Raw genomic sequence first — 19330 nt, 5'->3', positions numbered from 1 at the left:
AGAGGCGTAATCACGTCCCAATAGGCGCTCATCTGGTCTACGGCATCCAGTGTGATGCTTGGGTCGTTGGACATGGTTACATTCTCAGAGGTTGGGTGTGCGTGACTACATGGTTAATCGGGTACAGGAACGCCAGCGGGTATCCGGCAGCGTCGTTCAAATGATCGACGCCTGACTTCTTATCCGGCATGCCGTTCTTATCGTAGGTCTGCTGCTCCAGGCCATCGGTGAGGTGCGGGCAACGGTTTGTGTTGACCTTCAGCCTGCGCTCGCCCTTGCCATTCAGGATCAGGGCATTAACTGCGTTCACACGGTCAGCGATAGCCGGGTTCACCGAGTTAACGCGAATTGCAAAGCCGGCCTGCCGCAAGATGCTCAGGTCTGACTCGCTCGCGTTCTTGCTGCTGGAGTTGGCACCAGAGGCGTCGGGGAATATCTGGATCGGGTGACCCTTGTCGGCATATTTGCGCTTCAGCAGGTCCGCCATGTACGGCGTATCTCGCCCGTCAGTGATCTCGGCCACCGCCTGGGGAAGGCCGTCACGCAAGACGTAAATGACTGAGCTCATTTTCAGGCGGTTAAAGTCCATCCCAACCAAAAGAGGCTCATATGCGCGCTCGACTTCATTGGTATGGTTAAGTGTGCGGCTGAAGTCGGGGTAGACCGCCCCCGATGTCAAGTTGACGAACTTGCCACGCAGGTATGCACTAATCAGCTGAGGCGGATATGAACCCACCAACGATGAGATGTAGTCGTCCGGCAGGTTGAGTTCGTTGTCGTAGGTGCTGGCTTGCACCATGCCATACAAGGTTTTTAGCTCTGGCTTCTCGCTCAGTTGCTTAACGAACTGCTGGTACGTGAACTTGAACCCTTCCGGTGTTGTGGCCACATCAACGCCATTCTTCAGCCCGGGCACTTTGTAGCGCATCCGGGCAATGATCTTGCGCCAGGCTTGCTCAGCCTTGAGTTTGGCCATCACGTCGAGCTCATCGACCAGGGCGTGGCCGATCTTGAAGCCGACGATGGTCGCAGGCTTTTCCATCGACCGGCAGATAACCGTGTTGCGGTACTGGCCGCCGGCATAGAAGTCGACTTCTTTGTCGGACTCCTTGATCTTGATTTTGAGCCCCCAATCGAACGCAACTTCCTCGATTGTCGGAAAGAAGATGTCGCGGATCTGAGGGTAAGTAGGGGCGAAGTAACCAGCGTTGATCCTTGGCCATTCCCACACGTGCTGGCACAGACCTGCGCAGCCAACCCACGTCTTCCCCGATCCGAACCCTGCAACGAATGCACGGAACTTCTGAGGCATTGCCAGGAACTGGGCCTGAGGAACGTTAAGCGTCGGCATCAGGCTTCCTCGCGTCCACTACGTCGACCTGCACCCGAGTTGGCGCCAGATTGTCGTGGGGGTTTTCATTCTTGGTCTGCCGGTTGACGTACACGTCGCCGACTTCCTTGGCGGCCTGCTCCAGTAGCTGGGCAGTCAGCGCCATGTTCTTCATGTTCTCAGCCTTCTCGGCCATACGGCCAAGCGCTCGCAATCGATAAGCGCGGTTGGCGATCGGGATCTCTACCGTCTCTTCACGGAAGCGCTTGCGGGCATCGTGAAACATTTCCACCCAGCGCTTGGCCAGGGTCTTACTGCATCGCTTCGTAGGGTCGTGCGATTCCACCTGTTGGCGGCTCACTTCGACACTGAATTCACGCTTGACGGCCTCGGCCACCTGGGAGGGTGTATCGAAGCAGGCGAGTGCCTGAACGATAAAGGCCTTCACCTCGCTGCTCAGGGCTGCCATAGGTTTGGATTCCGTCTATTGCTGTCTAACCTCAGGCCGACTTGAGCAGACAGGTTCCGCAGGCCCTCGATATGTTCAATTTACCCACCTCGGCGGGCTTGTTTGCAGCATCCACCATCGCTTGAACTTCATGGCTTGCACCGTAGCGGCGGACAACACCAACGAACTCTTCCACGTCGTGGCCCTGCAGCTTGATCTTCGGTGCACCGTCTTGGGTGAATGCTGGTTGACCGTACTTGTCTGTCGCGTGAGCCAGGTGATACAGCTCGTGTTCGATCAGGGCGCAGAACTCAAGGTCGCTGCACTGGGCGCAGTAGTCAGCAGCCAAGGTGATGATGAACGCCGGCACATCGCCGAACCAATCACGCATCTGTTGCTCCATACGGGCTTTCTGCCAGCCACCGGCACGGAACGCTACTTGCTCGGCCTGACCCAGAACCGTTCGGCCTTGCTTCTCAAAGCTCGACGATGCCCACATAATCCGGATATCTGCATCCAGTAGATGGGCGTGGTCTTCGTTGTGAATGCTGCCGGTGTCGGCAAGGATTTCGGCCTGAAGCCATTCCCAAACTTCAGGAGCCGGAGTTAGACGAATGCCGAAGTCGGACAGCTCAAGCAGTGACGCCGGAGGGTATGGCCTGTCCATTTCTCACCTTGAACTTGAAATAGTGGCCGAATGCCGGTAATGGTAAGAAATACCTACTCGGAGATTCACGGATGACCCCGCTCAAATCCCTTATTGCTATTTGCGCACTCGGCCTTGCATGCACCACATCCTTTGCAGCCAATACGCCTTATGGCTCATGCTCCGATAGCGCCCAGTCATACCAAGACCGCTATCAATCTACAATGCGAGCTAGTGACCTTGTGTGCTATCAAAAGGCTTTGGAGCGGGAACTCGGCGGGAACTCGAACTATACCTGCGATGAAAGCGCCGACCATTACCAAGCCGCATACGAGGCCAATCAACGATCCTCAGACCTTGTTTGCTATCAGGAGGCCCTAGAAAGAGAGCTAGGTTAAGAGGCTGGAAATCCTGGCTTGGAGTGCTGCACTCACCTGCGGCACACCTACCCTTCCCCGCCATCCAGCAACACATCAATCAGCTTCTGCTCACCTAGGCGCATCGCACCCAGGCATTGCAGATCGTCGCACTTAGATCCCAGCCCGAATACGGTGACCTCACCTTTTGGGCCGATCAGGGTCAGGGCACCTACGGTGCACTCTGGATGCTCACCGGCATCGAGGTCATCGGCGATCTTGCGCAGGGTCTTGGCGGCGTCTCGCCATCCCTCACGCTTGAGCTCAACAATCTTCACGCTCATGCAGTCACCTGCTGCAGCCACTCTTCGATGATCCGTTGCACCACCGGCTCGGTCAGGATCGATGAAGGCTTATCACCGGCGATCACCGATTGAAATAGGCCGTGCGGGATTACGTGGACACCATCACTGGCCACCACCATCAGGTGCGGGCGCTGGTCGGCGATGTCGTGGATGGTCGCGGTCATTGCTTCACCATCTGGTGCGTCTGTGCGTGGGCGTGACCATGGAGGAGTCCAACGATCAGGCCTTGGGGCAGCCCGGCTTCCTTGGCGGCGTCCACGGCATCAGCAATGGCCTTGTCGAGAGCGCCTACTGCGGCGCTGATGTCAGGGCTTATCGGAAGCACATGCCGCAGGCGTGTAACGTTGCTCATCTGCAAAACCTCGCGCCACGTTTTCGAATGCGCCAAATCGTGGCGCGGATTACTTGCCCCGGCGATCTATACCGCCTGGCGCCTTGTCACAGTGCAGGCAGTGCTCGCAGTTGAGTGTCCGGCACAGCCAGCCCTTCACCCGCTGCCAGTACGTGACCATGAAGATGTGGCGGGCACCGGCCAGGGCCAGGGACACATGCAGCGTCAGACCGGCAGTGGTCGGCCCGAAGAAGATATTCTGGTTGCGCGCCATCACGACAAATCCGCTGATAGCGATCGCCGAATAGATCAGCTTACCGAGGATGCCGTCTCTGACCTTCCCGCTCAGTACGCACCAGGTCGCCCACAGCGCAATCAGGCCGCAGGCGACGGAGTTGATCAGTTCGAGATTCATGGTGGGTTACCCCCGCCGAACCGCTGACGAATGAACGCCCAAAGGTCGGCCGCTTTGATTGCTCGGGTTATGGCTGCAATGAGAGAGCCGCCGAATGTACCCAGCAGGAAGCCAATGCCGGCAACACTGCGCGGCTCGACCACGCCCAGGTAGGCACTGATCAGCCCGGTCAGGTAATGAGCACAGACGGCACCGGAGAAAATAAAGATGGTCCAGGCCTTTCGATCTACCAGGTCATCCCGGTGCCAAAAGCTGGCGGCGATCGCGCCCACAAGTCCGGCGAATGCCCAGTCGAGCTTATCGAACAGGCGCTGTAGAAACTCCATGCGCGCTACTCCGTGGGCATGATGAATAAAAAAGGCCGGTGTGAGCGGCCAAACGCTGGGGAGCAGCGGCGAATAGATCAGCCCTGGCGGCACTCCCAGCTCATAGCGAAGGGTGTAGCGGGGCCGAAAACAAGAAGGCCCCGATCAATGTCGAGGCCCTGAATAGGTGCGCGTGTCTTCCCCGCTGTCAGCCAAAGACAGTCCCAGCGTCGACGCCCCAATGCATCGATCTCGCCGGCGCTGTCTCGCGCCACCCTGGAAGCACAGTGAGGTCAGGGTGCACGGGCTGCCGGTGTTTTTCCGTAGCGCTGCACTACCGGCTTATCAGCGTCCAGGCCTTCCGTGAGGCTGCCCTGGCTGCAGTGAAACTCAGGCAATAAAAAAACCCGGCGCGATGGCCGGGTTCCTGGTCAGATCAAATCGAATGACTGTAGAAAAGTGCGTAAGACTCAATGCCATCGTTCGGTTCTTTGATGCCCGCGTTTGAATAGTGAGTAGCCCGAACACCTACCTTCTGCGTATCGCCGAACTTCAAGCCAGCGCCAATTCGGTCTTCGAAGTTGAAAGACGATCCGAATTTCTGGTCGCCAGCGTTAGTGCCCGAAAACATTGCGACACCCACACCAGCTTCGATGAACGGCTTTATGTCACCTTGACCAAACTCGTAAACGAAGACCGGGGCAAAGGAAAGAGAGTGGCGAGCACCAGCCTCTTTCCCCGACTCCCAATAGGTGTACCCCAAGTCCCAATATCCTGTCAGCTTACCTGTAGAGCTTTCCAACCACGCCTTATCCCAATTGAATCCCAGCGCAGCACGAGCAGTCAATCCGCCTTGGCTCGTGGCACCGAGGGCGCCTGAAAGTTCTACAGCTTGAGCGCCGTTACAAACAGCGCAAAAAACCAAAACCGATAGGATGTTTTTCTTCATTTTGTGACCAATAAGTTCTAAGAAGGGATCAATTTATTTACAACGGCACTATGAATCAATGTGCCATCAATTCGTTCTCAGAAATTTTCAGTTGGCGCTTATGTCACTTTTTTTGGCAATAAAGGCGCAATGGAAACACGTTCGTTTAGGCAGATAGAACCCGGCGCTTGGCCGGGTTTATGGTTTCGTGTGCGTTTCGCGTTACTTGTGCACTATGGGGAAAGTACATCAAAAACCCCAACATCACAACACTTTTATGCCGCTACTTCTTCTTTTTCTGCGTGAATAACCTGCCACACCGGCTGCTGAACACGAATATCCACTTCTTCAATGGCGTCTCGCAGGAAATTCCACGCTTCTTTCCAGTCCCTATCCCACACTTTGGGTTCTATGTGAACGCCGTAGAGCTTGAGCATGCCCTCGGCGATACGAGCTGGTCCCCATTGAGCGCCGTCATGAGCCTCCACCTTGTAGGACTGCAGGGCCATCGTCACAAGGCAATGCACCTTCGCCTCCTTGGCTTCGGTCAGGGTGGAAAAGTCCACGCAACTCCAGATCAGCTTCTCAGCATTGAGCACGTGAGCGAGAGTCATGCATGGGTGATACAGGTAGTGCCCGAACTGTTGCTCCTGGAATGGCAGGGTGTCGATGGCGCGCAGGACTTTACCAATGGTTGCCAGATGTGCGGCGCGGGCTGTGGACTTGCCCGCCGATGTGCGCCGCGTTTCGCTTATGCTGATCCGCTGCCCAGGCACGGAGAAGCGCCCAGCTTCCTCCCCCTTCTCGCTGCCCATGGCCGGGAATTGGGCATCGCGCTTGCCGATGCGTCCGCCCGTCTTCACTGGTGCCGACTCCGCCCTGTCGATGGCCACAGCGCTGATCGACGCGTTCGATTCGTGCTGTGCCTCAGTCCATACCTGCCTTGCGTTGATCAGCTTCATGCGGCCTCCCCCTTCTTCAATTCTTTGGTCTTTGCCCGGTATTCGGCCTTAATGGCCTTGATCTCATCCACGGTGTACTTGCGCACGCTCTGGTCGGATTCCAGGGCATCGACGGCCTCCTGGCCAATGCGCGCTATCAGGCCGATCCGGTAGTCCACGGCGTTGCCGGAGAGGAATCGGTTGTCCTGCTTGCTCTGGGCATGACAATTACGCTCATCGAAGCGCAGGTGCGGCGCGGAGCCGACGCTGCGGTAATGCCCTGCATCTACTGCGTTTCCGCTCCAGTCCAAAGGCTTGCCGCTGGAGATGCAGAAGTGGCCGGCGGCCTGGTCACGGGTGCGGATGTATTCGTTGAACGCCTGCTGAGCCTCGCGCATGTGGTCGCCGCGACTTTTCAGGGCCTCTTTGCGCACCTTGATGTCACGTCGCCCGATATCAGCAAAGGCCTTGCGCGCGCTTTCCTGGCCTTTCTCCGACTTCCCGTGAGCGATGGCGCACTCGATCTCTCCGCACACCGCCTGCGAGCTTCTGGAGGGTGTGAACATCACCCGGCACTCTGGGCAGCGCTTGCGGCGAGGTCCGTTCGATGTGAGCGGGGTTTTACGTTGCAGTGGGGTGCGCTTCATGCCGCCTCCCCCATGTTGCAACGCATCTTCATGTACTCGCTGTCCTCGGGATGCGGCAGGTAGATCCCGTGTTCAGCAGCCCAGGCGTCAATGCAGGTCATAAACGAGTGCATGGCGCCCTTGTCCAGATCGCTGGTGCGCTTGAGTTCGTAACGCTCGGTGACTTCGCCAGTCTTGAGGTTGATGTCACGGATAACCTCTTCGCCCAGGAAGGTCAGCTTCAGGTTGCGCTTCATGTTCGGCATGTTCATCGGCGCACCGGTGGCGAACGTGGTCTTGCCCATGGACACGAAGAACTGGGCGGCGCACTCGCACCACTTGTGGAACAGGGCGTTTTGGGGAAGGCTTCGGCCCGCGCCGGTGATGGTTACGTTGCAAGGGAAACCCTTTGCGCGGATCGCAGCACTGACGGCCGACAGTTCGGATAGGGAGTTGAGGCGGATTTTATCGGCCATTACCGGGCACTCCATTTGCGCCGCAGGTAGCGACGCATTTCGAACTCGATAGGCAAGTCAAGCGCATAGAGCAACACGATGATGTTCATGACGGCACCACGCTGAACAGGATCGTGAACCCTGCAACACACCAGCCGGTCAGAGCGGCTATCCGCCAGAACTCGGCACGATTGACTTCCTTGGCACAGAAGAGGCGAACGGCGAAGTAGGCCTCTTGGTAATGCTCGGCAACTTCGATAACCGGCTTGGAAAAGTCAGGATCGGCCAGAGGAATTTCGTCGTATCGAGTCATTGGCCCGACTCCTTGCTCACAGCGGCTTGGCGGACCTTCAGCACCGTCCCTGCGAGGTCGTGCTTCTGCTGGAAGTAGTCCGAGGCGTAAGCACCCCAAGACTCGACCTCGTCGGCGGCATGGGTAAGTGATTCGCGCAGCCCTTCGCACTCAGACTTGAGCAGCTTGTCCGCTTCATGAGCAAGCCTCAGCTCTTCGGTCTGCCGCTCTACCTGGCCCTTCCACATGTCGCGGTTACGCTCAAGACGTTCGTTCTCAGCCTTCAGCTCAGCATTCACCTGCTCGTAGGCTTCGTAGCCGGTGCGTAGGCCGGCTACTTCGGCGCGGAGCTTGGATATTTCGATGTCGCGAAGCTCAATGGTGCCGACGACATCCTTGTAATCCTGCTCGGCCTGGTCGCGCTCGGCCCTGAACGAATCGCTGAGCGCCTTGTTCTGGACATTCAGCCTGTCCCAGCAGTCGGCGGTTTTGGCAAGCCGCTCGTTTTCAGCCCTGAGCTTGTCGATGTTCGCTTCCTGTCTACGGATGCGTGATGCCGAAGCGAGAAGAACGATGACAAATGGATCGTCTTCTCCATCGTCAGCGTTTTCCTGAATCGCCTGAGCGTTATCGACAAGCTCCTTGATCAGGTCTTCCGCCAGCCAGTCATGCGGACCTTTTAGTGCTTCGTTCTCGGCGATCAGGGCCAAGACTGCAGCAGGCGTTGCAGCAGCTTCAAACTCACCCCAGGCCTCACCAATCGGTTCTCCGCCGTCAAGCGCCTCGATGTCGATTACGCGCTGGGCCAGCCGCTTCAGATCGGTGTTGTCGGTCATACCTCACCCCGCACACACTGAGTTTTGATATTGGAAAGCGCGCCTTCGAGCTTCTTGGCTTGAACCGCCGCCTGCTCGCAAAGCTCAAGGGTTTCCATTGGGACCGAGGTCATTGAAGACCCCTGGCCGTAGACGTAGAGGATGATCAGGAGGAATTGGGCGCTCATGACTTCACCTTCACGCCAGCGGCTTCGATGGCTTCACGAACCTCAATGCTGCGACACAGAGCAAACACCTCATCAGCATCGAAAAGCTCGCTGCTTTGTGAGGCGTATTCGTTTTCGCGGATCGAGTCGTAACCGGCCTCGTACCCAACGATCTGGGGCAACTCAATCACCAGCACCTCGCGGGATTTCTTCCATGCCCACCAGCAATGCTCAATCGTGGTGCTTTGGTACTCGCCGGTGGCGAATTTGCCCATGTTTTGATTGGGGTATTCGCTCAGCACCGAGGCTTCAAACTCTTCACGCATCTTGTCGGTCATGTCCGCTTCTCCGCGCCGCACACCGGCTCGCGCTTGATGTTCATTTTCGCCAGCAGCAGCTCGCGGGCTGACTTGCCGTCGGCCGGGATGCCTTGCTGAAGGATTCGTGCTTGGGTTTGCTGGTCGGCCAGCTCGTTGGCGAGTTCAAAGGCGGTCTTCTGGCTGTCGTGGCCGATGCCGGTGAGGATCTTCCCGTCCAGCGGCTGGCCTTCCTGGGCGCGGCGTATCACTACCGCGTAGTTGTGATCGAAGCGTTGGCGCAGGCCCTTGTCTTCCTGTTTTGCAGCGCGCAGGTCGAACAGGCCGGTGGCAATGGCCGCGATCTTCACGCCCTCATGGCTGTAGACGCCCATCAATGCCTCCACCCATGCGTCAGCGCTCGCTGGCAGGCCGAACGCCTCAGGTCCAGGCGTGCACCAGCCTATGAACTGGCCGACGCTTGGGGCGAACGGTGAGCCGCTTTTGCGGCACTGCTCGATTCCATAACGGATCTGCTCCAGCGTACGGATGCCGGCAGCCATGAATCCCATTGTCCAGTTGCGCATCGCTGCGGCCTTGGCCTTGTCGTCCGGCCAAGCCTGCTTGTGCGCCGGAAAGATGGCCTGCAACTGCCGAAACAGGCGCTCAACCACTTCACCGGTAGCGTCATCCACCACTCCAAGCTGGCTGCCGATCTGCGCCGGGGCCTGATAAGGGGCGGCGGTGGACAGTGCGCGCGCAGCACCTGGGATCATCTGAGTGACGTTCTTCATAGGTCATCACTCGTATCGGTGCGCCAAGACTGGTCGTAGAAGTCCGGGCCGTTGCCAACATTCCTGCCGCCCGCCACAACCTTGTCCGGGAACAGGCCGGTCCAGCCATTGCTGATGGACTGGTTAATCACTGCGTCAGCGTCGGGGTGGCCTGCCAGGGTCTTGGCTTGTTTGGCGCAGGTGGTGGCGGTCAGAGGCTTCTTGATTTCGCGGCGGTGCTGGCACCAGTCAGCCCAGGTTGATTCGCTGACGCTGAGAGGGCGCGCAATGAGAGGATCGAACTTCGAGGCCTTGCGCGAAGCGGACGGGGAAGCCTTGGCTGAGCCGCGCTTTTCACCCTCAGATGTACTGTTGCTCTTTGTATTACTCTCCTCCGCCTTTTCCGAATAAGGGTCACCGCCTTTTCCGAATAGGGTCGCCGCCTTTTCCGAATAGGTATTCGACTTTCCGAATAGGTCAGAAAGGCGCACGCGGCGCTCCACAACCTGCCGACCATCGCGGATCAGTTCGACCCGCAAAAGGCCCTTGGAAGAAAGCGCGCTGATGATTTCAGAGACGCGGGAACTCGACAGGCCAAAGAACCTGGCGAAATGGCTGTTGCTGGCGTAGCACCCCCTGACAGGGTCTTGCAGGCTACCGATCTCGACCATCATCACTTTCTCAGTGATAGACAGCGAACGGTCCAGCCAGACCTCGGCAGGAATCCACACGCCTTTGAATTGGCGGGGTAGATCAGTCATGCAGCACCCCGCAACGCTTTGTCGTGAGTGAATAGGCCGTCCCAGGTCTTCTTCATTGGCAGCTCGCCGGCCAGGTACAGGTCGTACAGGCGTGCAGCGCCCTTCTTCAGCAGGATGGGTGTGTAGGAGATGAATGCGTCTTTTCCATGCGGGGTGACTTCGTGCTGGTGCTCGGTCATGTACTTGTCGCGGGCATAGGAGGAGACGCGCCACCGGGTGCCGGACCGGCCCTCAGTGAACAGCCAGTTTTTAGCCTTCAAGCAGGCGTTCACCTGCATGACGTTCAAGCCGTTTAACCGCTTGCAGAACTGAGCTGCCGTCTCGCCCTCCCTGAACAGGTCTTCCAAGCATTGAATCTTCGTGGCCTGCTGGTGGTTTTCTACGCGCAGCACCTCTGTCTGCTCGATCTGGTCTGCATAGAGACGCAGGGCCTCGGCGTATGAAGGGAGTGCGACCTTTTGCGAAAGTCGCTCCTCCAGCGCTGTCATATGGTCGAAAACTGCGGCCTGGAGATCGTAGCTGTACGACATTGCCATCAGGCAGGATTCGCGCTTTGGGAATGAATAGCCCTTTCGCGGGCGCCCATAGCTATCAGGGAGATCGGCAATAAATTTTGCCGATGCCTGCTCGCCCAAAACCTCGGGCACTTTGCCTAAGAAGCTCTTGTGCATGAGCAAAGCAAATTTAGAACCGGTCTCGGCGGATTGCCGTGAGCGATGAGCATTTATGAATTCGACAAGCTCAAGACTGGTCATCGAAACTTCTCGCGCCACGTTTTGCGATTGCAGAAAACGTGGCGCGGATTCGTTGGTGTTGACGATCGATTGGGGAATAGGCATTATTCGCTCCAGAACTTAGTTGCAAGTGCTGCACAAGAAGCCACCATTGCCCGGTGGCTTTTTTGTGCCTGCGATTCGGTAATCAGTTGTTTCATTGGCAGCTCCTTAATAGTCCCTAAGGGGCTAATCAGCCCTTCGCCCTAGCGACCTGACCTTGCCCCTGCTTGGGGGTGGTCTAGACATTCGGTCCAATTCCTTGTTGATGATTCTTGCTGCCAGCTCTTCCGGTGTTACGCCTGCTTGCCTGGCTAAAAACTCCAGATTGCTGACTCCTTCCCATTCGAGCTGGACATCCAGCTGTTTTGTTTCAGGCACAGGGCCTCCTCGGCAACTTCAGGCCACATCGGTCTTTGCGTTAAGCTCTTCCATCATCTGGTTCAGTCCGCGCTCAAGTATTTCCCGAGCAAGAACGGCTTTTTGTGTGCGCTGGTATCTCGCCATTGCGGTAAGCAGATCGTCAGCCACCTCGTCGAGGCGCACCTTTGTCGGCTTGTCGTGCATGTGGCTTGGGTCGTAATGCATGTGTTGCTCCTTGTGGCTGATGAATTGGGTTTAAGCGGCTGTTAATGGCTGTTTTTCGGGAGGGAAGGCGTCATCCAGCTCGCACTCCGCGCCGAGCACATTTAAGGCGTTGACGATGAGTCGGGCCTCGCTGAGCCCTGGGCAACGAAGACCGGACTCGTAATTCGCCAGGCGGGATTGATTCCAGCCGAGCGCCCGGCGCAGCGCTGCCTGTGTGACGCCAGCCCTCTCGCGGATCATTCGGACTTGATTCATCTGGTGCTCCTTCATAATTAAACACAGGATAAACACGCATCGTGTTAAAGGCAAACACAATAAGTGAAAGCCGGGTATTTCAATTCGTGATTGAATCCCGCGAATGAACGAATCTTTAGCGCAGCGCATAAAGCGCCTCAGGAAAGAAGCTGGCCTCTCCCAGGCCCAGTTGGCAGATGCTTGCGGCTGGAAGTCTCAGTCGAGAGTGGGTAATTACGAGGCGGGGACCAGAGAGCCAAACCTGGCTGACATCTCCGCGATAGCCAAAGCGCTCAGAATTGATGACGCACAGCTACTGCTAAGCACACCACCAGCCGACCTTAGCCCCCTCAGCTTTGAGACTGCGCAGACCTCGGTCGCCCCAGGCAGCGCCGCCGATGCAGTCCGGGCAATGCTCGCCAAGAGCGGGAAGAATGTGCCGGAGGCTTTGAAGCAGAAAATTATTGCCGTAGCGGATACTGCAGACAGCAACGTCGTCACGGTGGACTTCTCCCGCCCCGGCCTTGTTGGGGACGAGGTATGGATTGCTCACTACGACGTGCGCGGAGCTTTGGGCGGCGGCGAAATTGCTCATGATTTCCCCGAGATGCTCCAGGACGTGCGCGTCAGCCCCTCCAAGCTCCGAGCCATGGGCGTCGAGTTCAAAGAGCACTTCCATCTGAAGATGATCACCGGCTGGGGGCAGTCCATGACGCCAACCATCAAGCATGGCGATCCGCTACTGGTCGATGTCAGCATCAAGGAATTCATCGGCGACGGGATTTACTTCTTCTCCTATCAGGGCTTCCAGTACATCAAGCGCCTACAGATGAAGGGGAAAGACAAATTCAAGATGATCTCGGACAACCGTAAGCACAAGGCCGAGGATATCTTTGTTGATGAGACCTACATACAGGCGCGCGTGCTGCTCGTCTGGAATGCTCATCTCGTTTAGCTTCAGTTTGGACACCGGGCGGTCAGCTCAAAGCTCATGGATTAAGCGATTTTTCTGAATGGAACAAAACATGACAGATGCTCCAAAGAAACCCCTGAAGCGCATGACAATGTTCTCGGTATCGTCTAACGAATTCGTCAGATTTCTGGTGGCGAAAGGAGGCAACGAAACGGAACGCTGTCCGGTATGCAGTGGCGAGGAGTGGACCGTACTTTGCCCTAATGATGGCGGTCCAACATTGCGGCTAGGCATGCCGGTTAGAAATAGGGAAAAGACCTTTTACCTTTCAACATTCGGATACTATTGCGTGAATTGCGGCTTTCTGCGCACACATATGGCAAGTGTTGTGCACAAGTGGGTAGAGGAAAATCCAGCGGTGGATACAGACTTAGCAGATGATGACTCAGCTGAATCTGATACGGATGGTGAGTAAATCATTATGAAATACCATTCCGCTGATGATGTGAAAAAAGGCTTCGAGCACTGCACCAAAGATCTGGCCATCAACCTTAAGTCCGAGACATTGCCCGGGGAGCTCGTAGATGACAACAAGCCGCCGAAGGACGATACTCAACGTATGAACGATATCTCGCGCGAAGAATTCAACGCAAAACTTGAGACCATTGAAGTCAAGATGGACGCTCGAGTAGAAGCTGTTTCCGCAAAAATTGATGCATTCGTGGCAGTTCAAGCCGAGCGCGATAAAAGAATGGAGGCAACCCTGAATCAGATTTCCAGTAATCATGGGGAGATCAAGTCCAGCATAGGGTCTATGAAGACCACTATGATTGTCACGGCAGTTTCCACGGTGCTTGCTATTGTGATTGGCATCGCCGGCTTCAACGCCATGCTTACTTCAAATATGGTCGCTTCATTTCAAATGGGCAGAAGTGAAAAATCTTTAGAATCGACACCTGCTCGAGCGCTCGAACCTACGCCCGCTCCTGCCCAGCAGAAGTAAAATCAAGCCCAGCCCCTGAGCTGGGCTTTTTTGTTTCCGTCAGAAAGGTGCTGCCACCTCCTCTTCGTATGCCTCGCTTACTTCGGCTGGCCGGTAATCATCCTCCGATGGCTCCCACCGCAGCGTAATCGATTCATCCTCATCGTGAAACGTCATGTAGATGCCATCGGCTTCCGACAGAGCGCCAAGTATCTCCGACCACTCCCTCTCCCCGTCGGTATCCAGCCGATGAATCTTCACCCAGCGCCGCTCTTGCGAAAATGGGTGATTGATCATTCCTGAAACTCGCAGCCCTAGGCGCTCTACTCCGCTCATTTCCTGCCGTGCTGTAGGTTTCGCATGCTTATGCCCCTTCGCCATTTCAATCCTCCTTAGCTGTACATATAACCAGTAGTAGAAAAATCATAGCTCGACCATGTAGCAGGCGTAAACAGATTTCGGCCGTGTTTATTTGCAAAAATAAATCACATTTTGTGTTGACGAAATAAACACGATGCGTGATAGTTCACCCCATCGAGTCACCCAACAGGGACTCGCCAGGGCCTCAGGGCCTGATCGCTCTTTACACAACCTGACGTGACCCAACGACGTACCGGCAACCCCGGTGGTGAGAAAGCTAAACCGTCGTCCATGCAGCCTCTGGTAGCTGCCGTACTCCCTCATGTGAGTACGCGAAACCACGCAAGCCAGCCAGGAAGAACACCGGACACGAAATGTGTGACCTGGCCAGAGATATGAATCCGGCGATTCGCGTGGTGGAGAAAACAGATTTCCTCGATGACCTTGGCGACAGGGTCATCCGGGAAATCATTGAAAGGGGAAAGGAATGAATATCTCAGTTTTGAATTTCGACGCCGGCAAAATAGACGTCAACCCGACTAGTCGCACGTTTATGGCTGTCTCGGCATTCGATGCAGACGGCGCAACGGTGCTGGAAAACTTCGAAGTTGAGCAAGTCGTCAATCACTTTGGTGTTGAGGCGCTGCTTGAAGAAATCGGCGAGCAGGTAGTTCGCCGCCACTTTGGTATTGAGGGATAAGCAAATGGCGCGTTTCTATATCGACAGCAGCCTGAGCAACGGTAAACGCCTCGACTGGCTCGTAGCACCTGACAAGGGCGACACCGCCGACAGCATCGTCATCGAGGTTCGCCGAGCGGCGATGAAGAAGTTCGGCGACGGTGTCTGGTTCAACCGCTGGACGCACAGAGTGGAGAGCAATGGCTTCGTCACTGTGCAAATGCATGCATAACCGATTTCACTGGCTGGCCTTCTGATCAGGGCCAGACGGGAAATCAACCGGGAGAAAGATGATGAGCAATCAAGTAGCACGACTTCCTGAATGCCCTCAGCACGGCGCCATGCAACTTCAGCAGGCTGGCACTAAGGAGCAAGCATTTTGCGGAACCTGGTATCGCTGCAACCACTGCACGCATAGCGTCCTGCTGACTTCTAGCGAGCTGGTAAGAAAATGAGCAAGCCAGCAGCCGTAGCAATAGGGAGTCGGTGGCTTTCAAGCAAGAACGGGGAGCCCGTAATTCTTGTTGTAACCGAGCGCATGCCATTTGGGATTTTGGAATATCAAGTAGAGGGAAAGTGGATTTTTGGAAGAAGTAAGCAGGCCGACTTCCTGCGCAACTTCAAGCCAGCATGAATAAACATTTTATCCGCCTGCTGATTCAGCCGGGCAAGGAAAGAGATTACCTGCCCGTTATCAGCGGGCAGGATGCTCTCCAGGTGGCCCTACTCAGGACCACGCGGAAAGCAGGAGAGTGAGATGAACGAAGATCAGATTGAGCGGTTTCGCCAGATTATTCAGGAGATCGCGACGGATGAAAGCGTCACTTTTGATGAGGCTTTCGCCATCGCTTCAAACTACCTGGCCTACTGGGTAAGTGAAATGCCCAAAGGAAGACCTTCCGCTGGCGGCGGTAGTTCGTCTCAGGCTAGTCGAAGCCAGCCAGACCAGTCGCTTGACTCAGAGACAAACACTGAAGGATCGGCAGGGTAGGAGAAGGGGGCGGCAATAGTCTTAACTTTCTCCCTCAGCTCATAGGTTCCCAGCGAGCTTGCTCCGTAGTAGGTGCCAGGCGGCATCCTGAGAACCCCATTATCCCCTTGAACCGTCCTCTTGAGGCCAAGCGCTTCCAGCGCCTTATGTAGGTCTGCGTATTCCTCGCTGTCAGCCTTGAAAATCTCAACCCGCACCATGTAATTCGCCATTACTACATTCCTTGTTTCGACTGTGGAAGTCGAAGCATATGGTTTTCCCTCGACTGTGGAAAGCGAGGAAACAGGGAGCCTGCCCCTGTAAAAACAGGCACACCCTTCCCCACCTCTATTACGTCAGCACTCCTCCCTCGCGCCCATCGGCAACCAGCGGGAGGAAGGAGTGTTGAACGAATACAGGTGAACCAGCGAATGGAGAGAGTCATGAACAAAGACAACAGCGCGCCTGCGTTTCCGAGCGACAGCAACGAGTTCGGCTCGGTCCTGGGCATGAGCCTGCGCGACTACTTCGCGGCCAAGGCACTGCAGGGCTATCTCGCCAACGCATGGCAGGCAGAGACGCTTGATTCACTAGGTGAAAGCGCTGCCCAACAGATGGAAACGGTCGCTGAAATTTCCTACGCAATGGCCGACGCAATGCTCGCCAACCGTTCCGCCTAACCCCAAACACTGGAGGTCGCCATGAGCGATTGGAAAGACATCGCATCGGCGCCTATGGATGGCACGGAGATTCTTCTGGCGTCCATTGGGCAGACTTTCGACGGCGTTCCTTCACCTGCACGGGTGACCCTTGGGCATTACACCGTCGGGGATGAGCTTCTCCGGGATGTTGGTGACTGCGGCGGCGCTTGTCACTGTCGGGAGTACGAAGAAATCGAACCATTCTGGATGTCTTGGGATGGCGGATTCACCGAAGAGAACCCGCCAACGCACTGGCAACCACTCCCCGCCCCGCCCACCGAATAACGCCACCCTGGAGGTCGCCATGGCCCGCACTTACGAATATTGGACGGTCAAGGGCGGCGAGGACGTTGCCATCAGCCTGACCGTCGCATATTTCTCAGCCCGAAAAGGCAACTTCAGCTCCCAAGCCGCTGATCCCGACGAGTACTTCGGACATTGCGAAATCAATTGGGAGTCGAAAGACGACACCAGCTTCATGACTGAATCAGAAATCGCCTCGATGGAAGAATGGCTTGTAAACGAGCATTCCGAGTATCTGGCCGATCAGGACTACTTCGATTAATCCCGCCATTTGGAGGCGACCATGAACGCAGCATTGAAGATATGCCAAGAGCGTTACGACGCTCAGTTGCCTCCAGATATCAGCGAGGCGAACCCGGAACAGGAATGGCTGGAACACTCGGCCGAGCAGTTGGTGTGCGGCATGGACATCAAGTGGAGGCGGCGCTTTGGCCGTCCGCAGGTCGTGACCTTCGACCGGTACTGCACCTATCTGCAAGGCATCCTGAATCAGAGCCAAATAGACGGACTGGATGAGCGCGACTCACTCGCCCGACTGTTCCTTTCGGCAATCCTTGGAAGTCAGAGCGATGCCAGGACACACGCCGCCGACCTGATCGGCCAGCAGCGTCCCATAGAAGCCGCCGAGCGCATCGCCATGGAGCTTCTGAAGCCATACGCCGCCGACGCTGTTGCAGCAGAACGGGAAGAGCGTGAAGACGATGTGGATGGTGATCTATGAGCCCTCACGTACTGATCGGCGAAGAGCTTGAGACCCTTGAAGATAGCCAAACACCGGTCAGCTGGTCGGTGATGATCCAGAAAACGCTGAGCGAAATGATGCTAGACGATCGCATCACCATCGCCGAATTCAACCACTACTGCGGGCGCCTCAACAAGATTGTTGCCCGGCGCAAGGAGGTGTCATGACCATCATCGCCGGATCATTTACAGGAATCGTGGAAGCCTTGAGAAATCGAGGCTTCTTGCTTTTGGCCGACGTGAAATGGATCGAGCAGCCTTGCAAGTGTGCGGGCCGCTGGACTTGCAAGGTGGCAATGTGAGCGTCCAAGAGATTTGTGATCACCCTGTTGGCTGGATGGTTGAAATATCAGGCGCTGACAAATTCTTCTACTCAAAGAAAGCCGCAGAAAATGCTCGTCGTCGGTACGAGAAAATGTTCGATGCGGAGGTAATTAATCCATATCCGGTTTATCGGCGAATTTTCCCGGAAACAAAGCCATGACCGCCTACCAAAGAGCCAAGCGCTACTGCTTCTGGCGCGGGTCTGCCATAGCACTCGCATTCTTTACTTTCGTGATGTTGCTCAGCGCTCTCGCCGATCGCATCACTCAATAACCCAAGCATTCAATCGCTGCGCATGTCGCGGCAAGGATTCTGTCGTGTCCGAATTAACCACCAAGCAAAGTTTCAGCCTAACGCCGTCATCGTTGACCGAGGCAATGGCTTTCGCCGACATCCTGGCCAAGTCAACCATTGTGCCGAAAGAGTTCCTCGGCAACCCGGGCAACATCCTGGTTGCGATCCAGTGGGGTTTGGAGTTGGGCCTGCAGCCGCTGCAAGCGATGCAGAACATCGCGGTCATCAACGGGCGCCCGGCGCTCTGGGGTGACGCAGTGATTGCCCTGGTGCGCGGCTCCCCTCTTTGCGAGTACGTCTACGAAAGCGACGACGGACACACGGCAACCTGCCGAGTGAAGCGCCGCGGCGAAGACGAGCAGGTCCGCACCTTCGACATGGACGATGCAAAAACTGCGGGTTTGATGGGCAAGCAAGGCCCCTGGACCCAACACCCGAAGCGAATGCGCCAAATGCGGGCCCGAGCTTTCGCCTTGCGTGACGTGTTCCCTGATGTGTTGCGCGGCATGCCGGTCGCGGAAGAGTTGCAGGACATGCCGAAAGAGCGCGAGAACGGCCAGCCGCTCGCCAGCGTAGCCAAGATCGCGGCGCCGACGGAGCTTGAGGCGTATCCCGACGAGAAGCTGACAGAGAACCTGCCGAAATGGCGGAAGGCAATCGAAGGTGGCAAGTCGCCCGAACAAGTCATCGCCACTGTCAGCAGCAAATACACGCTGACCGCCGAACAGATTGACTCCATCAACCAGCTCAAGCCACTTGAAGGTGAAGCCGCATGAAAATTCACAACGTAGCTCAAGGCTCCGCCGAGTGGCTCGCCCTCCGCGCCCAGCACTTCACAGCCTCCGAAGCGCCAGCAATGATGGGCGCGTCGAAGTACCAAACCCGCACCGACCTGCTGACGCTGAAGAAGACCGGCATCACGCCGGACGTCACGCCATCTCAGCAGTTCATTTTCGACAAAGGCCACGCAACCGAAGCCATGGCTCGCCCGCTGGCCGAAGCACTGATCGGCGAAGAGCTGTATCCGATCGTTGCTACCGAGGGCAACCTGCTGGCCTCCATGGACGGCGCCACGATGCTCGGCGAGACACTGTTCGAGCACAAACTATGGAATGAGTCAGTCGTGGCCCAGGTGAAAGCGGGCGACCTGGCTCCGCACTACTACTGGCAGCTTGAGCAGCAACTGCTGGTGAGCGGCGCTGAGCGGGTCATATTTGT

The 19330-nt window shown here is 56.4% G+C and carries 37 protein-coding genes; 15 read left to right on the top strand and 22 right to left on the bottom strand.

The window, feature by feature from the left end; all coding sequences use genetic code 11:
- Positions 1 to 76: 76 nt before the first annotated feature.
- The 21 genes from BKD70_RS15295 to BKD70_RS15200 form a co-directional block, all read right to left on the bottom strand.
- Positions 77 to 1351, bottom strand: a complete 1275-nt coding sequence (locus tag BKD70_RS15295) for a terminase large subunit domain-containing protein (RefSeq protein ID WP_047274419.1) — start codon at positions 1349 to 1351, stop codon at positions 77 to 79.
- Complete coding sequence (locus BKD70_RS15290; RefSeq protein WP_047274417.1) at positions 1338 to 1799, bottom strand: DUF2280 domain-containing protein; 462 nt, start codon at positions 1797 to 1799, stop codon at positions 1338 to 1340. The genes BKD70_RS15295 and BKD70_RS15290 overlap by 14 nt, the downstream gene beginning before the upstream one ends.
- A gap of 31 nt (positions 1800 to 1830) precedes the next feature.
- Positions 1831 to 2445, bottom strand: coding sequence for a putative metallopeptidase (locus BKD70_RS15285; RefSeq protein WP_047274415.1), 615 nt, complete (start codon positions 2443 to 2445; stop codon positions 1831 to 1833).
- Positions 2446 to 2869: 424 nt separating this feature from the next.
- Positions 2870 to 3124: a hypothetical protein gene (locus BKD70_RS15280; RefSeq protein WP_047274413.1), complete on the bottom strand. Its 255-nt coding sequence runs from the start codon at positions 3122 to 3124 to the stop codon at positions 2870 to 2872.
- Positions 3121 to 3309, bottom strand: a complete 189-nt coding sequence (locus tag BKD70_RS15275) for a hypothetical protein (RefSeq protein ID WP_047274411.1) — start codon at positions 3307 to 3309, stop codon at positions 3121 to 3123. The genes BKD70_RS15280 and BKD70_RS15275 overlap by 4 nt, the downstream gene beginning before the upstream one ends.
- The gene (locus BKD70_RS15270) at positions 3306 to 3497 is read right to left on the bottom strand and encodes a hypothetical protein (protein WP_047274409.1); all 192 of its coding nucleotides are present in this window, start codon (positions 3495 to 3497) and stop codon (positions 3306 to 3308) included. The genes BKD70_RS15275 and BKD70_RS15270 overlap by 4 nt, the downstream gene beginning before the upstream one ends.
- A gap of 49 nt (positions 3498 to 3546) precedes the next feature.
- Entirely contained in the window at positions 3547 to 3891 is a 345-nt protein-coding gene (locus BKD70_RS15265; protein ID WP_047274407.1) for a hypothetical protein, read from the bottom strand.
- A complete protein-coding gene (locus BKD70_RS15260; protein WP_047274405.1) occupies positions 3888 to 4217 on the bottom strand; it encodes a hypothetical protein in 330 nt (109 codons plus the stop codon). Before BKD70_RS15260 ends, BKD70_RS15265 begins: the two co-directional genes overlap by 4 nt.
- Before the next feature lie 415 nt (positions 4218 to 4632).
- Positions 4633 to 5145, bottom strand: a complete 513-nt coding sequence (locus tag BKD70_RS15255) for an acyloxyacyl hydrolase (protein WP_047274403.1) — start codon at positions 5143 to 5145, stop codon at positions 4633 to 4635.
- A gap of 254 nt (positions 5146 to 5399) precedes the next feature.
- Entirely contained in the window at positions 5400 to 6086 is a 687-nt protein-coding gene (locus BKD70_RS15250; protein WP_047274401.1) for a hypothetical protein, read from the bottom strand.
- Complete coding sequence (locus tag BKD70_RS15245; RefSeq protein ID WP_047275931.1) at positions 6083 to 6712, bottom strand: recombination protein NinG; 630 nt, start codon at positions 6710 to 6712, stop codon at positions 6083 to 6085. The genes BKD70_RS15250 and BKD70_RS15245 overlap by 4 nt, the downstream gene beginning before the upstream one ends.
- Positions 6709 to 7167, bottom strand: a complete 459-nt coding sequence (locus BKD70_RS15240) for a hypothetical protein (protein WP_047274397.1) — start codon at positions 7165 to 7167, stop codon at positions 6709 to 6711. Before BKD70_RS15240 ends, BKD70_RS15245 begins: the two co-directional genes overlap by 4 nt.
- A gap of 85 nt (positions 7168 to 7252) precedes the next feature.
- A complete protein-coding gene (locus tag BKD70_RS15235; protein ID WP_047274395.1) occupies positions 7253 to 7459 on the bottom strand; it encodes a hypothetical protein in 207 nt (68 codons plus the stop codon).
- A complete protein-coding gene (locus BKD70_RS15230; RefSeq protein WP_047274394.1) occupies positions 7456 to 8274 on the bottom strand; it encodes a hypothetical protein in 819 nt (272 codons plus the stop codon). The genes BKD70_RS15235 and BKD70_RS15230 overlap by 4 nt, the downstream gene beginning before the upstream one ends.
- Entirely contained in the window at positions 8271 to 8441 is a 171-nt protein-coding gene (locus tag BKD70_RS25060) for a hypothetical protein (RefSeq protein WP_169897139.1), read from the bottom strand. The genes BKD70_RS15230 and BKD70_RS25060 overlap by 4 nt, the downstream gene beginning before the upstream one ends.
- Complete coding sequence (locus BKD70_RS15225; protein ID WP_047274393.1) at positions 8438 to 8758, bottom strand: hypothetical protein; 321 nt, start codon at positions 8756 to 8758, stop codon at positions 8438 to 8440. The genes BKD70_RS25060 and BKD70_RS15225 overlap by 4 nt, the downstream gene beginning before the upstream one ends.
- Positions 8755 to 9510 carry a replication protein P gene (locus BKD70_RS15220; RefSeq protein WP_047274391.1) on the bottom strand — a complete coding sequence of 252 codons (756 nt, stop codon included), beginning with the start codon at positions 9508 to 9510 and terminating at the stop codon, positions 8755 to 8757. Before BKD70_RS15220 ends, BKD70_RS15225 begins: the two co-directional genes overlap by 4 nt.
- Positions 9507 to 10250: a helix-turn-helix domain-containing protein gene (locus BKD70_RS25215; protein WP_047274389.1), complete on the bottom strand. Its 744-nt coding sequence runs from the start codon at positions 10248 to 10250 to the stop codon at positions 9507 to 9509. Before BKD70_RS25215 ends, BKD70_RS15220 begins: the two co-directional genes overlap by 4 nt.
- Positions 10247 to 11089, bottom strand: coding sequence for a hypothetical protein (locus BKD70_RS15210; protein WP_047274387.1), 843 nt, complete (start codon positions 11087 to 11089; stop codon positions 10247 to 10249). Before BKD70_RS15210 ends, BKD70_RS25215 begins: the two co-directional genes overlap by 4 nt.
- A 333-nt stretch (positions 11090 to 11422) precedes the next feature.
- Positions 11423 to 11611: a hypothetical protein gene (locus tag BKD70_RS15205; protein WP_047274383.1), complete on the bottom strand. Its 189-nt coding sequence runs from the start codon at positions 11609 to 11611 to the stop codon at positions 11423 to 11425.
- A 30-nt stretch (positions 11612 to 11641) separates the two neighbouring features.
- The gene (locus tag BKD70_RS15200; protein ID WP_047274381.1) at positions 11642 to 11866 is read right to left on the bottom strand and encodes a helix-turn-helix transcriptional regulator; all 225 of its coding nucleotides are present in this window, start codon (positions 11864 to 11866) and stop codon (positions 11642 to 11644) included.
- 103 nt (positions 11867 to 11969) lie between these two features.
- On the opposite strand from BKD70_RS15200, the gene BKD70_RS15195 reads away from it, so the two are divergent.
- The 3 genes from BKD70_RS15195 (at position 11970) to BKD70_RS15190 (ending at position 13761) form a co-directional block, all read left to right on the top strand.
- The gene (locus BKD70_RS15195; protein WP_047274379.1) at positions 11970 to 12800 is read left to right on the top strand and encodes a LexA family transcriptional regulator; all 831 of its coding nucleotides are present in this window, start codon (positions 11970 to 11972) and stop codon (positions 12798 to 12800) included.
- A 70-nt stretch (positions 12801 to 12870) separates the two neighbouring features.
- Positions 12871 to 13233: a hypothetical protein gene (locus BKD70_RS24790; RefSeq protein WP_139047499.1), complete on the top strand. Its 363-nt coding sequence runs from the start codon at positions 12871 to 12873 to the stop codon at positions 13231 to 13233.
- Positions 13234 to 13239: 6 nt separating this feature from the next.
- Positions 13240 to 13761: a hypothetical protein gene (locus BKD70_RS15190; RefSeq protein WP_052892155.1), complete on the top strand. Its 522-nt coding sequence runs from the start codon at positions 13240 to 13242 to the stop codon at positions 13759 to 13761.
- 39 nt (positions 13762 to 13800) lie between these two features.
- Here BKD70_RS15190 and BKD70_RS15185 read toward each other — a convergent pair whose 3' ends face one another.
- Positions 13801 to 14121: a DUF1654 domain-containing protein gene (locus BKD70_RS15185; protein ID WP_047274377.1), complete on the bottom strand. Its 321-nt coding sequence runs from the start codon at positions 14119 to 14121 to the stop codon at positions 13801 to 13803.
- 466 nt (positions 14122 to 14587) lie between these two features.
- Here BKD70_RS15185 and BKD70_RS15180 point away from each other — a divergent pair, with 466 nt between their 5' ends.
- The 12 genes from BKD70_RS15180 to BKD70_RS15135 form a co-directional block, all read left to right on the top strand.
- Positions 14588 to 14800, top strand: coding sequence for a hypothetical protein (locus tag BKD70_RS15180; RefSeq protein ID WP_047274375.1), 213 nt, complete (start codon positions 14588 to 14590; stop codon positions 14798 to 14800).
- Positions 14801 to 14804: 4 nt separating this feature from the next.
- Entirely contained in the window at positions 14805 to 15011 is a 207-nt protein-coding gene (locus BKD70_RS15175; protein WP_038440781.1) for a hypothetical protein, read from the top strand.
- A 525-nt stretch (positions 15012 to 15536) separates the two neighbouring features.
- Positions 15537 to 15770 carry a hypothetical protein gene (locus tag BKD70_RS24785; protein ID WP_139047498.1) on the top strand — a complete coding sequence of 78 codons (234 nt, stop codon included), beginning with the start codon at positions 15537 to 15539 and terminating at the stop codon, positions 15768 to 15770.
- Positions 15771 to 16192: 422 nt separating this feature from the next.
- Positions 16193 to 16429 carry a hypothetical protein gene (locus BKD70_RS15165; RefSeq protein WP_047274367.1) on the top strand — a complete coding sequence of 79 codons (237 nt, stop codon included), beginning with the start codon at positions 16193 to 16195 and terminating at the stop codon, positions 16427 to 16429.
- A 21-nt stretch (positions 16430 to 16450) separates the two neighbouring features.
- Positions 16451 to 16735, top strand: a complete 285-nt coding sequence (locus BKD70_RS15160; protein ID WP_047274365.1) for a hypothetical protein — start codon at positions 16451 to 16453, stop codon at positions 16733 to 16735.
- A 19-nt stretch (positions 16736 to 16754) separates the two neighbouring features.
- Positions 16755 to 17015, top strand: a complete 261-nt coding sequence (locus BKD70_RS15155; protein WP_047274363.1) for a hypothetical protein — start codon at positions 16755 to 16757, stop codon at positions 17013 to 17015.
- 21 nt (positions 17016 to 17036) lie between these two features.
- Positions 17037 to 17474 (top strand): hypothetical protein, encoded by a 438-nt coding sequence (locus BKD70_RS15150; RefSeq protein WP_047274362.1) that lies wholly within the window; start codon positions 17037 to 17039, stop codon positions 17472 to 17474.
- A complete protein-coding gene (locus BKD70_RS15145; protein ID WP_047274360.1) occupies positions 17471 to 17662 on the top strand; it encodes a hypothetical protein in 192 nt (63 codons plus the stop codon). Before BKD70_RS15150 ends, BKD70_RS15145 begins: the two co-directional genes overlap by 4 nt.
- Positions 17659 to 17796 (top strand): hypothetical protein, encoded by a 138-nt coding sequence (locus BKD70_RS25055; RefSeq protein ID WP_169897135.1) that lies wholly within the window; start codon positions 17659 to 17661, stop codon positions 17794 to 17796. The genes BKD70_RS15145 and BKD70_RS25055 overlap by 4 nt, the downstream gene beginning before the upstream one ends.
- Complete coding sequence (locus BKD70_RS24780) at positions 17793 to 17978, top strand: hypothetical protein (protein WP_139047497.1); 186 nt, start codon at positions 17793 to 17795, stop codon at positions 17976 to 17978. Before BKD70_RS25055 ends, BKD70_RS24780 begins: the two co-directional genes overlap by 4 nt.
- Before the next feature lie 157 nt (positions 17979 to 18135).
- Complete coding sequence (locus tag BKD70_RS15140; protein WP_047274357.1) at positions 18136 to 18888, top strand: recombinase RecT; 753 nt, start codon at positions 18136 to 18138, stop codon at positions 18886 to 18888.
- On the top strand, positions 18885 to 19330 hold a 446-nt coding region (locus tag BKD70_RS15135; RefSeq protein ID WP_175441020.1), incomplete at its 3' end, for a YqaJ viral recombinase family protein. The genes BKD70_RS15140 and BKD70_RS15135, both read left to right, overlap by 4 nt.

Origin of the sequence: Pseudomonas sp. BS-2016 (genome assembly GCF_001806145.1) — a bacterium.
Lineage (GTDB): Bacteria > Pseudomonadota > Gammaproteobacteria > Pseudomonadales > Pseudomonadaceae > Aquipseudomonas > Aquipseudomonas lundensis.
The sequence above is the reverse complement of the archived record's forward strand: the minus strand, read 5'-3'. Positions and strand labels throughout refer to the sequence as shown.